Source organism: Bacillus carboniphilus, from assembly GCF_020524035.2.
In the GTDB taxonomy this organism is placed as follows: Bacteria; Bacillota; Bacilli; order Bacillales; family JAIVKR01; genus Bacillus_CC.
Map to the genome: position 1 here is coordinate 3,079,971 of NZ_CP129013.1, position 15,030 is coordinate 3,095,000.

Here is a 15,030-nt window from a genome sequence, read left to right on the forward strand (position 1 = left end):
AAGGGGTCATACGATGGGGATGTTAGAAGCGAAAAAGGTCAGAGGGATCTTTACGAATGATAAACTCAATATTGAAAAGCTTGCTAAACTGACAAATGAAGAGTTTTCGGAAGAGTTACAAGAGGATTTTAATCGAATGAAGCAAAATGAACAAGTGGCCACTCAATGTGTGAGAAGAAGTGGAGTCAATTCTTTAGGCGATACATATGATTTATACGAAATTAGTATTGGAAATCCGGTATTTAGTCATCATTATACGTTCGTCCCTTCAAAAAACCATTGGTATAAAACCGTTATTAATCAAGACTATTATAAAAATGTAGTAGAACCTTTTTAAAAAAATTTTCAACAAGAAGAATCGTAAACACTTCATCTTGAAGTGTTTTTTATATGATTAAGGGAAAGGGAATTATCACTAAAAAATAGAAACTAAGATTCACAAGGGAGAGGTTACTATGAGAATTAATGATTATGTTTATGAGCAACAACAGTATCTCCATTCTATACCAGAGCCGGCTTTTGAGGAGAAGAATACAGCTACGTATATTGCAGAGCAGTTAAAAGGTTTGGGCTATGAGGTGACGGAACATATTGCAAAAACAGGGGTGACAGGTAAATTAGTCGGGAAGAAAGAGCATCCTTGTGTAGCAATCAGAGCCGACATGGATTGTATTATTCATGAATTATCAAATGAAACATTTTATCGGCATTCTTGTGGTCATGATGCCCATTGTAGCATTGCTTTAGGGATAGCGAAGTTGTTAAAGGACAAAATGGAAGAGCTAGACGGAAGTATTAAGTTTATTTTTCAACCGGCAGAAGAAATCGGTGCAGGAGCAAAGGCGCTTGTCGCAGAAGGAGTCATGGACGATGTCGATTACTTAATTGGCTATCACTTACGAACTGCCTCTGAATGTCCTTATGGAAAAATGTCGCCTGCGCTAATGCATAGTGCTCGCTGCGCAATTACTGGAGAAGTTTTTGGAACAACGGCTCATGGGGGGTCGTCCTCATTTAGGGATTAATGCGATTGATGTATTATCCTCCTTGGTGAATACAGTCAATACGCTTCGTTTCAATCCTAAAAAGGCGACAAACGTAAAGTTCACACAACTAATGTCAGGGAAAGGGTCCGTAAATGTTATTCCTGATTACGGAACCTTTGCGATTGATGTTCGCAGTGATTCCAACAAAGAACTAAAAAAGGTACTTGATAAGATCGAAAAGATGATCAATTATACCGCTGAAATGTATGAAGCAGAAATTAAGTATGACATTAAAGAAGGTGTACCAGCTCCTAATTATGATGAAAGGTTAGTAGAGATAGCGAGTCAATCAATTATCGAGGTTCTCGGTGAAAAAAACCTCGTTGATCCTATTTTTACACCAGGAGGAGAAGATTTTCATCAATATGCAGCACGAACGGGTGTTAACTCTATTTACCTCGCGATTGGAGCAGATGTGTCACCAGGATTACATGATCCAAATATGACCTTTGAAAAAGGTGCTATGATGAATGGAGTCCATGTAGTAACAAAGATGGTGGAAAAATTACTTTCATGAATTTTTTCAATCAGTGGGAAATTAAATTTTCCCACTGAACTCTTTATAGATGAGTGTTAAGTAAATAGATCATTAAGGCAATATTCAATAGAAGAGTAAAAAGAGACTTAGTGTATACTAGTTGGGGTTATTTTGATTAGATTATCTACTTTAAGTTTTGTTCTCCAGAAAAATATAACCTGCCAAAACAGTAACTATGAATATAACCCACCAAAATAACAAATACAAATAACCATAAATAACAATAATAGACCAAGTAGCACCACGTTCAAAGTGACTCAATAAATGTTCTAGTTCATTCCCTTCTGGTCTTCCTATACCAGCTAGCATATTAATAATCGGAACTGTTAATGTGATTAGGATGGCTATAATCGACAAACCATTTATTAGAATGGACATCCCTTTTGGTTTCCTCATTCCAAGGCCAACAAAGGTGGTACCTAATGTCGTTAATAAAAATACATAATATATTACCCAAAACCAAGCAGGAAGAGTTGCCCACATTTTCTCACCCCCTTAACTAAATAAAAGTAACTGAAAATTCTCTTTTTTATATAAAATATTGTAACAGAAATGGATTATATTATATTCATTTTAGAATTGATACAGGTCTGCGAGTTAGTGTTTTTTTGAAACATTGCTTATTTTTTGAAGGTTGTTTGTGATTGTCTCTTTAAACTAGAGAGGATTTACCTCTAGACGAAAAAGATGAATGCATTCAAAGAATCATTTCTGAGAAAAGATTTAATGTGTTTTAAATATGGTAAAAAAGACTTAGGATTGGTGTATATTTGCATTTCTACGTCTCGTAAAGTAATATATAGATTACATAAAGTAAAGTATAGCAGTCTTGGATGGTGAAGGCATGAATAATCGAATAAAGGTTGCAAGAGTTGAAAAGTCTCTCACTCAAGCTGAACTAGCAAAGAAGGTCAATGTAACACGTCAAACAATCGGATTGATTGAAAAGGGAAAATACAATCCAACTCTTCGTCTTTGTCTATCGATTGCAAAAGCGCTAGATAAAACGTTAGATGAATTATTTTGGGAGGATTGATAAATATGAAGAAATCATGGGTTTCAAGGTTCTTGCCAGAGGATGAATACAAAGAAAAAATGATGCTGTATTTTATAGCTGAAGCTTCCTTAATTCTCATGTTGCTATTGATTATTTATGGAATTTTTGATCATTATTTGTTCAATGGAGATCTTCTTGGTGTCCTTGTGGCTATGTTTTCTATCGGGGTTTTTAGTATATATGTCCTCATAAGATACACCTTTTCAGGTGTTGAACATCCTGAAGTGACGAGTGAAAAAGAGTTTTCAAAAAAGAAAAAGATGATTCGAAAGGGCAGTTTAGTTTTCATGTTTGTATTTTTGACTTTTCTATTGTTACAAAAGGGAATTCCCTCTAATCTATTAGAAATTGTTGATTTAATAGGTCCTACGATTATTGCAGGTGTGTTTTGGTTTGTAGTTAGCTATTTCTCACTTAAAGCATCGTTTAAGAAAAATAGAGAATTGTTAGATGAGTAACTCATTTTTCAATTGTTGAATCCAAGAGAGCACTTAATAACGAGGGTCTTTTTGTTCACTCATAAGCTATAATAGTAATGATAAGGAGGTTATTAGTTATGAAAATTCAAAGAACATTACTTCTTGCTTTTATATTTGCCCTCATTGTTGCTATTTTTGCAGTTGTGAACGTAGATGCAGTTGAAGTGAATTATGTGTTCGGTACAGCAGAATGGCCATTAATATTAGTCATACTAGGCAGTGTTTTAATGGGTGGATTGATTGTAGGGGCGGTCGGAATTGTAAGAGTATTTAACTTACAACGAGTAGTCAAACAAAAGGAAAAAGAGATTATGAACTTAAACGCTAAAATTGAAGAATTAGAAAAAGACAGACCTGTTTCCTTAGAAGAACCTATAAAAGAAGAATCTGCTGAAACTTGATAAACCCTCGATTGAGGGCTTTTTTTGTTTAGCGAAAATGTGAGGTAAATCATTGTAGGGTTTTTGAAAATGATGTACGTTTAGTTTGTTCAATGGTGAGCAATAATAAAAAGACATCAGGGGGACATACTCATGAAGAAGAAACAAGTAATTATTCTACCGATTATTGCATTATTAATTATGGGTTCATTATTTTTAGTCAATAAAGCAAACTCTTCTAATGAAAAGGATAATGAGGTTACTGAACAAAGCTCAGAAAATAATTTTATTGATATAGAAAATCAACCTATATTAGGGGAAGAAGATGCGACTGTTACGATTGTGGAATTCGGGGACTTTAAGTGTCCTGATTGTGGTGTGTTCATAAATGACATTTTCCCACAATTAAAAGAGGATTATATAGATACAGGAAAAGTAAACTTTGTTTCCATGCACTTTCCGTTTGTTCATGAAGATTCTACAAGAGCAGCTATTTTTACTGAAGGTGTGTTTCGTGAGTTAGGAAATGATGCGTTTTGGGAGATCAATGAGCAACTATATCAAGTTCATCAAGAAATATATACTGAAGATGATCGTTCAAATGTGCGTGCAGATATTTATACAGAAGAATTTTTAATGTCAATGGCAAACGACTTATTTGGAGATGATGCTAGTGAACTAGATAACATTCTAAGTGATGCGGAGCTAAAAGAAGAAGTCAACCGTGATTTTCAAATAGGGGAATCTTTGGAGGTGAGTAAAGTCCCAACTTTGTTTGTCAATGAAAAAATAATAGTAGAAAAGATTGACTACGAGAGCCTTAAAGAAACGATTGAAAATGAACTAAACAAATAAAAGAAAGACCTCTTCCTATTGGGAAAAGGTCTTTCTTTTGTACTTTTAACAGTTCAACACAACTCTAAACGAGTTCCTAGTAATATAGTAACAATTCCAACAGCTTTCGACAATAAAAATTAAAAATATGTCGAAAGAAAAACTATTTTAAATTATCTGTTAATATAAAGGGGAGAATGATTACTAAAAGTTTAGGGCTTTTTCAAGTTAAGGAGAATAAAAATCTACCTTTATATGTCTGGCTCTTTGATTACTGTCTAGCTTCAACATTCAGGGAATCCGACGCACATGCTTCTAGGATGTTGCTGTATTTAGTAGTTTATCTGCTTTTGGGCTTTTCGTGTTTCCTTTACTTTGCGTCGCTAGACGGGCGCTTGCGCCTTTCTTAATTACATATATTCGTTTAACCTAATTGCCGAGAAGTCGCCCACTTCTAAATGAAGAGAAAGTGGGTGATGAATCGGTTCTTTTTTTGTATAATATTGTTATAGAATGTCAAGGTAGGTGAAAATCGTGACAAAGCTAAACAAGGCGTATAAATTCCGTATCTATCCTACACGTGAACAAGCTTCTCTTATTCGCAGAACCTTTGGTTGTGTGCGTTTTGTGTACAACAAAATGTTAGATGACCGTAAGAAAACCTATGAGAAATATAAGGATGATAAGGAAACCTTGAAAATGCAAAAGTTCCCGACACCTGCCCAGTACAAAAAAGAATTCGAATGGTTGAAGGAAGTTGATTCACTCGCTTTAGCGAATGCACAAATCAATCTTCAAAAAGCGTATCAAAACTTCTTTGCTAAAAAGGCTGACTTTCCTACCTTCAAAAGTCGTAAATCGAGACAATCCTATTCAACAAACGTTGTAAATGGAAATATTGAACTTATAGATGGATTGATCAAACTACCAAAACTGAAATGGATAAAAATCAAACAGCATCGCCCAATACCTGATGGACATAAGATAAAAGCGTGTACGATCTCCATGACCAAAACAGGGAAGTTTTTTGTGTCCATCTTGACTGAATATGAAAAGAAAATTGTAGAACAACCAGCTCATTTATTGATTGGTCTAGACTTTGTGATGAATGGCTTATTTGTCGATAGTGAAACAGGTAAGAAAGCCAATTACCCTCGTTTTTATCGTCAAATGGTAGAGAAGCTAGCCAAAGAAAGCCGCATATTAGCTAGACGAACAAAAGGCTCTTCTCGTTGGCATCAACAGCGCTTAAAAGTAGCGAAAATTCATGATAAAATCGCCAACCAAAGAAAAGACTTTCTTCATAAACAGTCTTATAGACTCGCAAATCAATACGATTGCGTCATTATTGAAGACCTCGATATGAAAGGGATGTCTCAAGCATTGAAGTTTGGTAAAAGTGTAGCTGATAATGCCTGGGGGAGGTTCACATCCTATTTAGAGTACAAGTTAAAAGAACAAGGAAAGAAACTAATCAAGATTGATAAATGGTTTCCTTCTTCAAAAACGTGCTCAAATTGCGGTCAAATCAAGGAAGAATTGCCGCTTTCTGACCGAGTTTTCGATTGTCATTGTGGATTCTCGTCCGATCGAGATTGGAATGCCTCTATCAATATCAAAAACGAGGGTATTCGAAAGCTTACATAAAGGAAACAAGAACTCTTGGTTCACGAGGGATCGCCTAGTCCATTAGAGACCATTAGGTTTCTGTACCTAGGAAGCATCCACCTCTAAGCGCTAGCGTAGGTGGTATGTAGTTCACTATGTTACCAATGTCCATATTTTCTAGTAAACTAAAAGAAATATAAAAAATTATTATAATAGATAGAATAGGGGAGGAATCACTCAATGCAATTAGAAGATATGCATCCATCTTTAGGGAAAGTGATTGAAAATATAGAGAAGGTGATGGTTGGTAAACGCGATGTATCTGTTTTAAGTTTAGTAGCTCTATTAACGAATAGTCATGTTTTACTAGAAGATGTTCCAGGTGTAGGGAAAACGATGATGGTCCGTACTTTAGCAAAATCGGTAGGGATTGATTTTAAGAGAATTCAATTTACTCCTGATTTACTTCCTTCAGATGTAACAGGTGTTTCTATTTATAATCCAAAAACATTACAATTTGAGTTTAGGCCAGGACCTATCATGGGGAATGTTGTATTAGCGGATGAAATAAATCGGACATCGCCAAAAACGCAATCCGCTTTATTAGAGGGAATGGAAGAAGGAAGCGTGACTGTTGAAGGGGAGGCTGTTAGCTTAAACAAACCATTCTTTGTAATGGCGACTCAAAACCCTGTTGATTTTGAAGGGACTTATCCTCTTCCAGAGGCACAGTTGGACCGCTTTTTATTCAAATTGAGAATGGGTTATCCATCTTTTAACGACGAAATGGAAGTCTTATCAAAAGCCCAGGCTAACAAACCGATTGAAGAAGTAGAGCCTGTCATGTTAAAGGAAGAGTTATTACATTTACAGCAAGAAATCCACCAAGTATATGTTGATGATTCGATAAAGGAATACATCGTTGATATGGTCAATCGTACGAGAAAACATCCAAGCGTCTATTTAGGAGCAAGCCCTAGGGGTGCCATTGCTTTAATGAAAGCAGCGCAGGCCTATGCATTCTTATTTAATCGAGATTATGTGATTCCGGATGATATCCAATATTTAGCACCTTTCGCTTTGGCTCATCGAATCATTTTAAAATCTGAAGCGCGCTTTGAAGGCAAATCCTCAGAAATGCTTGTAAAGGAACTCATTCAGAAATGTCCTGTTCCTGTACAAAGGACGTTAAATAAAATATGAAAAAATCGCAAAAGCCATTGAAGATACTATTGGTATTCGTGTTACTAATCACTACTTTTGTGTATGCGATGTTTCAAGGTGGGTTTGTTAGTTGGTTTTTATTTTATAGCTTTTTACCATTTGGTTTGTATTCGGTTTTAATCATGATTTATCCGATTCATCATTTTCATGTGACTCGTCAAATCAATCAAGATGAATTTGCTGTCGGTCAAAAGTTTATTGCTCATGTACGTCTTGAAAGGAAATTCCCTTTTCCTTTGTTTTTTCTGATCTTAGAAGACGTTTTGCCAGAAAGTTTAATGAAAAAACAAAAAATCCATACAAGTAAAATCGTATTTCCTTGGTTTAAAAGAGTGATCTCCTATCAGTATGAGCTTGACTCTATGCCAAGAGGGGATCATCATCTTAGTGTGATCAGGGTGAAAACAGGGGATTTTTTAGGATTAATTGAGAAAGAAAAAACGTATCAAGTTGATGATCGGTTTCTTGTGTACCCTCAATTTGTTTCCCTTGCCTATAAGCAACAAGATCGGGCGTTAGAAAAAGGAGATACAGCGGCAAAAGGTCAATTTATTAAAGATACAACAATTGCTATAGGCGTTAGAGAATATCAACCTGGTGACAGAGTTGCTTGGATTGATTGGAAATCCTCTGCTCGAAAAGATTCCTTAATGACAAAAGAATTTGAGCAGCTTCATAGTCATGATGTGGTTGTTATGATGGATCGTTCAACAACACCTGCATTTGAGCCATTAGTTACGTTTACGGCATCTTTAACAAGGTCAATTATAAAAAGCGGTACAAAGATGGCCTTTCTTTCAAAAGGGAAAACTGACTTTCGGTTACCCTTAAAATCGAGTAACGAACAGCTTCATAAAGTGTTTTATCATCTTGCAAAAGTTAATTGTGATGCACAGTATCCTTTCGCTCAAATCATCCAATCTGAAATTGGAAAATGGAATAAGCATTACCTTATCATGATAATTACGAGTCAACTAACAGATGAAGTTGTTCATGTGTTAAGTAAAAACACGAAGAGTCAACCGATTATTTGGTTAGTAAAGGACGCACCACTTTCAAAAGAGGATACTTTAAGGATCGAACAATTGAAGAGAAGGTCCATTATCGTAAGAGTTGTTTATGAAGGAAGGTATGAAGAAGCGTTTTCAGAGGTGAATGCGATATGAAAAAACAAAACGTTCAATTTATCATTTTATATTCTTTTGCCTTCCTTTTATTATGGGAATGGTTGAGGCCCCTAGAGAGTATTACTGAAACAAGACATACGTTTCTTTTTGTCATTTTTTTAGGGTTGCAGTTTTTATTTGTTTACTTAAAGCCAAAATGGTATATCAGTCTTTCCGTAAATGTTGGCTTTATGTTCGTAGTGCTTCAAATGTTGTTTTATGAAGGTGCGTTTTTAGGACTTGAATGGATCGCGCTGTTTATTCAAGATGTGTTCAGTAACTTGATGTACATTGTTCAGTTTGATTTTTATAGCTTGACGAATTCTTTTCGCACCTTGTTGTTTTTTATTCTTTTATGGTTGCTTGTGTATCTCGTGCATTATTGGCTCATTCAAAAACAACGAATTATGTTTTTTGTTTTCCTGACGTTTATATATGTAACGGTGCTAGATACATTTACTCCATTTAGTGGAAAAACTTCAATCGTTCGCATGGTGGTTATCGGGTTTGCGATGCTCAGCTTTGTTTTTTTTCAACGACTTCAACAGAAAGAAATGCTAGAACGGCATTTTTACCTAAAGTGGATGATCCCCCTTGTCGTTTTAATTGGGACTTCAACGACGGTAGGAATGCTCGCTCCAAAAGCTGAACCGATTTGGCCAGACCCCGTCGCCTTTATTCAAACGTATGGAGAGAACGGGAACGGTGGTGTCAAAAAAATCGGGTATAGTCCGGATGACAGTCAGCTTGGTGGCCCCTTTGTCAAAGATGATACAGAAGTGTTTACGGTGATTGATTCTGAGGAACATTATTGGAAAATTGAATCGAAATACGTTTACACTGGAAAAGGATGGACAGGTGATGAAGAAAGGTCAATACCTGAGCTCACTTTTACAGAGGAAGAGTTCCGTTTACCCAATATAAATAATGTTTTTGTATCCACTACTTCACATCAAGCGGAAATGAAGGTGAATGAATCTTACCCTTATAACCATATTCCTTATCCAATCTATTTAACGTCTATAGAGAGTGATGCAGATTATTATGAAATGGGAGTATTAAAGGAATATTACGAATATGTAAGAGTGGATGATCAAAAAGTAACTGAGTTTCAATTGTCATATGAATATCCAAAATTTAACCGAAAGTATTTAGAGGCGGTGACAGGTGAATACGAAGGGACAGAAGTAGACTACTTACAATTGCCATTGTCGTTACCCGAAAGAGTTGTTGACTTAGCTGAGGAATTAACGAAAAATGAAGACAACTGGTATGATAAAGTTCGAGCAATTGAACAGTATCTTTCTTCTAGTGAATTTGAATACAATATAGAGGATGTAGCCATTCCTTCAGAAGATCAAGATTATGTTGACCAATTTCTCTTTGACACGAAAAAAGGTTATTGTGATAATTTTTCCTCTTCTATGGTCGTTTTGTTAAGATCAATTGGTATTCCAGCTAGATGGACAAAAGGTTACACGAGTGGTGAAATTGTTGAGGTTTTAGGAGATGGAACAAACAAGTATCAGGTCACCAATAATAATGCTCATTCATGGGTAGAAGTGTATTTCCCTGACGTAGGGTGGGTCCCTTTTGAACCGACAAAAACGTTTTCTGATCCTATACAATTTGCTTATGATATTGAAGAGACCGAATCGACCGTCCAAACGGATGATTCTGAAACTGAGAATACACCAGAAAAGCCAGATCCATTGGAGAAAGATCTTATGGAGGAAACCTCATCATCTAGTTCTACAGGCTCTAAAGAAAATTCTTTTGAGAAAATGTCCAACTGGTTGATTCAAGAGAAAAATGGAATATGGGTTTCTATTGTAATCATCTTAATCGGTTGTTTTGTCTATTGGACCCGGTATAAATGGTATCAGGTCATTGTTCTCTATAAATATCGCTTTAGCGGAAGTGATTCAGCCTTCTTTAAAGCTTATGCTTCTCTTTTAAAACACTATAGTCATCTAGGTTTGCCAAAGAAAGAAGGGCAAACATTAAGAGACTATGCAAAGTATATCGATGAGTTTTACGAGACCCATGATATGAGAAAGTTAACGAATAGCTATGAAAAAGTACTCTATCGAAATGAAAGTGCGAAAGAACAGTGGGAGAAGTCGAAAGAATTATGGGAAAATTTAATTAAAAAGAAACTATCTTGACCATTACTAGGAACATTGATATGATAGTGAAAATTTAAGATGAAATTGCTCGAATAACCTTCATATATCTTCGAAAATATGGTTCGAAAGTCTCTACCGGGTTACCGTAAATAACCTGACTATGAAGGGCAGTTGGATTGATTTATTCTATCTAGAAGTCTGCCTTTCTACGTGTTTAGTTGATTGGTTGACTTCTTTTTTGCATTTTACTTACAGAAAAATGAGGTGGAGAGATGCTAGAGATTGAAGAAAAGATTCTAGTCCTTGATTTTGGTAGTCAATATAATCAATTAATTACAAGAAGGATTCGTGAGCTTGGCGTTTATAGTGAATTGCGTTCTCACAGGTTAACAGCAGAGGAAATAAAAGAATTTAATCCAACTGGAATTATATTATCAGGTGGACCGAATAGTGTATACGATGAGAAAGCTTTTCGATGTGATGAGAAGATATTTGATTTAGGTATACCGATATTAGGAATTTGTTATGGCATGCAGCTTATGACTCACTTGCTTGGAGGAGAAGTAAAGCGTGCAACTCATCGTGAGTATGGAAAGGCGAAGATTTCCGCTAAACAATCGACCTTATTCAAAGAACTTCCAGAAGAGCAAATCGTTTGGATGAGTCACGGGGACCTTGTTTCTTCCATACCAGAAGGGTTTGTAACGGACGCTACAAGCCCAGGATGTCCTTATGCGGCGATCAGTAATGGTGAATCCCAATTTTATGGAGTGCAATTTCACCCTGAAGTGCGCCACTCCGAATATGGAAATGATCTATTGAAAAACTTTGTCTTTTCGATTTGTGGCTGTCACCAAACATGGACGATGGAAAACTTTATTGATCTAGAGTCGCAAAAAAATTCAGGACTTAGTAGGGGACAAAAAAGTTCTTTGTGCCTTGAGTGGTGGAGTGGACTCCTCAGTTGTCGCTGTTCTCATCCATAAAGCGATTGGCGATCAACTAACGTGTGTTTTTGTTGATCATGGGTTGCTTCGAAAAGGGGAGGCAGACAGTGTCATGAAAACCTTTAAAGAAGGATTTCATATGAACGTCATTAAAGTTGATGCAAAAGATCGTTTTCTATCTAAATTAACAGGCGTGTCTGATCCTGAAGAAAAGCGAAAGATCATTGGGAACGAGTTCGTTTATGTTTTTGATGATGAAGCTTCTAGACTTGAAGGAATTGACTATTTAGCCCAAGGAACTTTATATACGGATATCATTGAAAGTGGTACAGATACCGCGCAAACGATAAAGTCACATCATAATGTTGGTGGACTTCCTGAGGATATGAAATTTACGTTAATTGAACCCTTAAATACACTGTTTAAAGATGAGGTTCGCGCTTTAGGTTCTGAGTTGGGTATTCCAGATGAGATTGTTTGGCGACAACCTTTCCCGGGTCCTGGTTTAGGCATTCGCGTATTAGGAGAAGTATCGGAAGAAAAGCTAGAGATTGTTCGTGAATCAGACGCGATCTTACGAGAAGAAATCAAAAATGCAGGACTTGATCGTGATATTTGGCAGTACTTTACCGTTCTTCCTGACATCAGAAGTGTTGGAGTAATGGGGGATGCGAGAACTTATGACTATACGATTGGAATTCGTGCTGTCACGTCGATTGATGGAATGACATCAGATTGGGCGCGCATTCCTTGGGATGTCCTTCAAGTAATTTCTACTAGAATCGTCAATGAAGTTTCTCATATTAATCGCGTAGTTTACGATATTACTAGTAAACCACCTGCGACGATAGAGTGGGAATAATACGAATGATCAATAATAATTATGAAAAAGTGTTCGTATTTCGGTTGACTAAAGGCGTGTGGATTGATAGAATTTCTAGTATATTAAAACTAAATAAGAATAATCAATCGTATAAAATCAGGAATAGGGCCTGAAAGTTTCTACCAAGCTACCGTAAATAGCTTGACTACGAGGTATGATAAACATATTTAACAATTTGTCCTTATATGTTCATTTCTATTTGTTAAGTCTACCTTGTGTCAAGCGCTCCTGTAATGGGGCGCTTTTTCTATCTTGTAAATGAACCTGCAAATATAAGGAGGAAGAATGATGAAGAAGTTTTTTCATTTTGAAGAACTTGGAACAAATTATCAGAGAGAAATCATTGGTGGATTAACAACGTTTTTATCCATGGCCTATATTTTATTTGTCAATCCTTTCACTCTATCATTAGGCGATGTTTCAGATATTCCAGAGGCGATGAGAATGAATCAAGGAGCAGTTTTTACTGCAACGGCTATAGCGGCCGCCTTTGGAACATTAATTATGGGGTTGTTAGCTAAATACCCGATTGCTTTAGCGCCAGGAATGGGTCTCAACGCCTTTTTTGCTTACACCGTTGTGTTAACCTATGGAATTCCGTGGGAAACTGCACTAGCAGGTGTACTTGTATCAGGACTTATTTTTATCGTATTAACGGTTTTAGGATTAAGAGAAAAAGTAATTAATGCAATACCGGCAGATTTAAAGTATGCGGTTGGTGCAGGAATTGGTTTATTTATTGCCTTCATTGGTTTGCAAAGTGCAGGGATTATTGTCAATAATGAAGCGGTGTTAGTTGGATTAGGAGATTTTACGAACGGAAACACGCTTCTGGCCATTTTTGGTGTGTTTGTGATGATCGTATTGTTAACTAGAGGAGTAAAAGGCGGCATCTTTTACGGAATGCTAGCAACAGCCTTAGTGGGTGTATTTGTAGGATTAATTGATAGACCGACACAAGTTGTTGGTTCAGTCCCTAGCTTATCACCAACTTTCGGAGTAGCCATTGGAAATTTAGATCAAATTTTCACTGTTGAAATGTTCGTGGTTATATTAACTTTCTTGTTTGTTGACTTTTTTTGATACAGCTGGGACACTACTCGCAGTTACTGGACAAGCCAACTTGTTAAAAGATAATAAGCTTCCTAGAGCAGGGAAAGCGTTGTTTGCAGATTCTTGTGCAACAGTAGTTGGGGCAATCTTAGGTACGTCAACTACTACTTCCTATATTGAATCTTCAGCAGGAATTGCTGCAGGAGCAAGGTCCGGCTTTGCATCCGTTGTTACATCCGTATTATTTATTTTAGCTTTATTCTTCTCACCGTTATTAGGGGTGATTACACCTGCAGTTACGGCTCCAGCTTTGATTATCGTTGGTATTTTAATGGTTTCATCGCTAGGAAAGATCGATTGGAATCGATTTGAAATTGCTGTACCGGCCTTTTTGACGATTATTGCAATGCCGCTGACTTATAGCATTGCAACAGGAATTGCCATCGGGTTCATTTTTTATCCGATTACAATGATTTTAAAAGGACAAATTAAAAACATTCACCCAGTGATGTATGGGATGTTTGCCTTGTTTATTTGTTATTTTGTGTTCTTATAATAGAAAGAGGCGCCGATAAGGGCGTCTTTTTTGCAGAGTAAGAATGTATATAAATAGGTCCTTATTTAGCTTGCGGTTTTAATTCTTGTCTAGCTCCATTGCCTAGCAACTCCGACGCACACGATGTGCTAGCATAGGCGTTAACTCGCGCGACGTGGTTGTTCTTAGCCTGCGTTCCTTTAAGCAGTCGCTTCGTTCTTCTCGGCTCTTTTTCCCCTACTTTTTGAACACGCACTAAAAGTTTAACAGAAATGGATGTGAATGATGTGGATTTAGATTATAATCACTAGAAAGAAGAACCCGTTTTTTTTAAAAAAATCAGAAGTAATTGAGAAGATGGAGAGATAAATATGTTAAGTTATAAAAATTCAACAAAAATTATTGAGGAAAGTGGAGTAGACACGGCCATTATTTCTGTAGGTGCTACCGAACAGTTTGGTCCATACTTACCGATGCATTTGGATACATTGATAGCTGAAAAGTTCGCAGAAGCATTTGGGGATGTATTAAATGCTTATGTATTGCCAACTTTACCTTTTAACACTTCGGAAGAGCATGCAAGCTATAAAGGAACTATTACGGTAAGTCCTAATGTGTTAACTGGTATGTTGGAAGAAATGATCGTGAATCTATCAAAGCAAGGTTTTAAGAAATTCGTTTTATGTAATGGACATGGAGGAGCATATTGGGAGGCTGCATTTGTTAAACACTTGAACTACAAATACCCGGAAATGATCTTAATAACTGGACATCGTCATCAAGCATGGGAAGATGCTTTGAAAGAAACGGGGATTGAAGGGCTAAAAGAGAGGCATGCAGGTTTTTTATCCGTTTGTACTGCAATGTGGTTGTGTCCTGAATTAGTCAATGTTGCTTCAATGGGCTCTGATATACCAATAGAAAATAATAGATTTGCAGATTATGTTTCTTGGGATAGGCTAACAAAAGATGGTTGTTGGGGTAAGTTTGAAAAGGGTGTGTATACAGAAGAACAACTAGCTATGATTGGAAAAACATTTTGGACTTCGTTCATCGAAAAAAGAAGTGAGAGGTTGAAAGAGACTCTTGAAAATGCGTATCAAATAAAAATGTGTTGAATTGGTACGCTGGATACTCAGGGGGAATCGTTA

Annotated in this window: 13 protein-coding genes, 2 pseudogenes and 2 riboswitches; of the genes and pseudogenes, 14 read left to right on the forward strand and 1 reads right to left on the reverse strand. The window is 36.5% G+C overall.

Translation table 11 applies throughout. The annotated features are described in order from the left end of the window. Positions 1-13: 13 nt before the first annotated feature. The 3 genes from LC087_RS16005 (at position 14) to LC087_RS16015 (ending at position 1,563) form a co-directional block, all read left to right on the forward strand. On the forward strand, positions 14-337 hold the full coding sequence (locus tag LC087_RS16005) for a hypothetical protein (protein ID WP_226543324.1): 324 nt from the start codon (positions 14-16) through the stop codon (positions 335-337). A 118-nt stretch (positions 338-455) separates the two neighbouring features. Beyond that, positions 456-1,025: an amidohydrolase gene (locus LC087_RS16010; RefSeq protein ID WP_306019697.1), complete on the forward strand. Its 570-nt coding sequence runs from the start codon at positions 456-458 to the stop codon at positions 1,023-1,025. After that, positions 982-1,563, forward strand: a complete 582-nt coding sequence (locus LC087_RS16015; RefSeq protein WP_306019698.1) for a M20/M25/M40 family metallo-hydrolase — start codon at positions 982-984, stop codon at positions 1,561-1,563. The genes LC087_RS16010 and LC087_RS16015 overlap by 44 nt, the downstream gene beginning before the upstream one ends. Positions 1,564-1,713: 150 nt before the next feature. Here the strand turns inward: LC087_RS16015 and LC087_RS16020 are convergent, their stop codons facing one another. After that, entirely contained in the window at positions 1,714-2,067 is a 354-nt protein-coding gene (locus LC087_RS16020) for a hypothetical protein (RefSeq protein ID WP_226543328.1), read from the reverse strand. Positions 2,068-2,428: 361 nt separating this feature from the next. Between LC087_RS16020 and LC087_RS16025 the strand changes: the two genes are divergently transcribed. From LC087_RS16025 to LC087_RS16075, 11 genes and pseudogenes are all read left to right on the forward strand, one after another. After that, complete coding sequence (locus LC087_RS16025) at positions 2,429-2,620, forward strand: helix-turn-helix transcriptional regulator (RefSeq protein ID WP_226543330.1); 192 nt, start codon at positions 2,429-2,431, stop codon at positions 2,618-2,620. A 5-nt stretch (positions 2,621-2,625) separates the two neighbouring features. Continuing rightward, positions 2,626-3,099 carry a DUF6773 family protein gene (locus LC087_RS16030; RefSeq protein WP_226543333.1) on the forward strand — a complete coding sequence of 158 codons (474 nt, stop codon included), beginning with the start codon at positions 2,626-2,628 and terminating at the stop codon, positions 3,097-3,099. Between the two features lie 98 nt (positions 3,100-3,197). Then, the gene (locus LC087_RS16035) at positions 3,198-3,521 is read left to right on the forward strand and encodes a LapA family protein (RefSeq protein ID WP_226543335.1); all 324 of its coding nucleotides are present in this window, start codon (positions 3,198-3,200) and stop codon (positions 3,519-3,521) included. 132 nt (positions 3,522-3,653) lie between these two features. Beyond that, the gene (locus LC087_RS16040) at positions 3,654-4,355 is read left to right on the forward strand and encodes a DsbA family protein (protein ID WP_226543336.1); all 702 of its coding nucleotides are present in this window, start codon (positions 3,654-3,656) and stop codon (positions 4,353-4,355) included. A gap of 513 nt (positions 4,356-4,868) precedes the next feature. Next, complete coding sequence (locus LC087_RS16045; protein ID WP_306019699.1) at positions 4,869-5,981, forward strand: RNA-guided endonuclease TnpB family protein; 1,113 nt, start codon at positions 4,869-4,871, stop codon at positions 5,979-5,981. A gap of 201 nt (positions 5,982-6,182) precedes the next feature. Beyond that, positions 6,183-7,145, forward strand: coding sequence for an AAA family ATPase (locus LC087_RS16050; RefSeq protein WP_226543319.1), 963 nt, complete (start codon positions 6,183-6,185; stop codon positions 7,143-7,145). Then, the gene (locus tag LC087_RS16055; RefSeq protein ID WP_226543317.1) at positions 7,142-8,332 is read left to right on the forward strand and encodes a DUF58 domain-containing protein; all 1,191 of its coding nucleotides are present in this window, start codon (positions 7,142-7,144) and stop codon (positions 8,330-8,332) included. The genes LC087_RS16050 and LC087_RS16055 overlap by 4 nt, the downstream gene beginning before the upstream one ends. After that, positions 8,329-10,500, forward strand: coding sequence for a transglutaminase TgpA family protein (locus tag LC087_RS16060; protein WP_226543315.1), 2,172 nt, complete (start codon positions 8,329-8,331; stop codon positions 10,498-10,500). The genes LC087_RS16055 and LC087_RS16060 overlap by 4 nt, the downstream gene beginning before the upstream one ends. Before the next feature lie 40 nt (positions 10,501-10,540). Continuing rightward, positions 10,541-10,642: riboswitch (purine riboswitch) on the forward strand. A gap of 91 nt (positions 10,643-10,733) precedes the next feature. Then, a pseudogene (gene guaA / locus LC087_RS16065) lies at positions 10,734-12,270 on the forward strand (glutamine-hydrolyzing GMP synthase). Positions 12,271-12,357: 87 nt separating this feature from the next. Then, positions 12,358-12,459: riboswitch (purine riboswitch) on the forward strand. A 120-nt stretch (positions 12,460-12,579) separates the two neighbouring features. Further along, positions 12,580-13,900 (forward strand): annotated as a pseudogene (locus LC087_RS16070) (NCS2 family permease). Between the two features lie 350 nt (positions 13,901-14,250). Beyond that, on the forward strand, positions 14,251-14,997 hold the full coding sequence (locus LC087_RS16075) for a creatininase family protein (protein WP_226543308.1): 747 nt from the start codon (positions 14,251-14,253) through the stop codon (positions 14,995-14,997). Positions 14,998-15,030: the final 33 nt, after the last annotated feature.

Bases quoted from the DNA above. Each gene is read 5' to 3' on its own strand.
- LC087_RS16005 (WP_226543324.1), top strand. From the start codon at position 14: ATGGGGATGTTAGAAGCGAAAAAGGTCAGAGGGATCTTTACGAATGAT.
- LC087_RS16025 (WP_226543330.1), top strand. From the start codon at position 2,429: ATGAATAATCGAATAAAGGTTGCAAGAGTTGAAAAGTCTCTCACTCAA.
- LC087_RS16040 (WP_226543336.1), top strand. From the start codon at position 3,654: ATGAAGAAGAAACAAGTAATTATTCTACCGATTATTGCATTATTAATT.
- LC087_RS16035 (WP_226543335.1), top strand. From the start codon at position 3,198: ATGAAAATTCAAAGAACATTACTTCTTGCTTTTATATTTGCCCTCATT.
- LC087_RS16050 (WP_226543319.1), top strand. From the start codon at position 6,183: ATGCAATTAGAAGATATGCATCCATCTTTAGGGAAAGTGATTGAAAAT.
- LC087_RS16075 (WP_226543308.1), top strand. From the start codon at position 14,251: ATGTTAAGTTATAAAAATTCAACAAAAATTATTGAGGAAAGTGGAGTA.
- LC087_RS16030 (WP_226543333.1), top strand. From the start codon at position 2,626: ATGAAGAAATCATGGGTTTCAAGGTTCTTGCCAGAGGATGAATACAAA.
- LC087_RS16060 (WP_226543315.1), top strand. From the start codon at position 8,329: ATGAAAAAACAAAACGTTCAATTTATCATTTTATATTCTTTTGCCTTC.
- LC087_RS16020 (WP_226543328.1), bottom strand. From the start codon at position 2,067: ATGTGGGCAACTCTTCCTGCTTGGTTTTGGGTAATATATTATGTATTT.
- LC087_RS16055 (WP_226543317.1), top strand. From the start codon at position 7,142: ATGAAAAAATCGCAAAAGCCATTGAAGATACTATTGGTATTCGTGTTA.
- LC087_RS16010 (WP_306019697.1), top strand. From the start codon at position 456: ATGAGAATTAATGATTATGTTTATGAGCAACAACAGTATCTCCATTCT.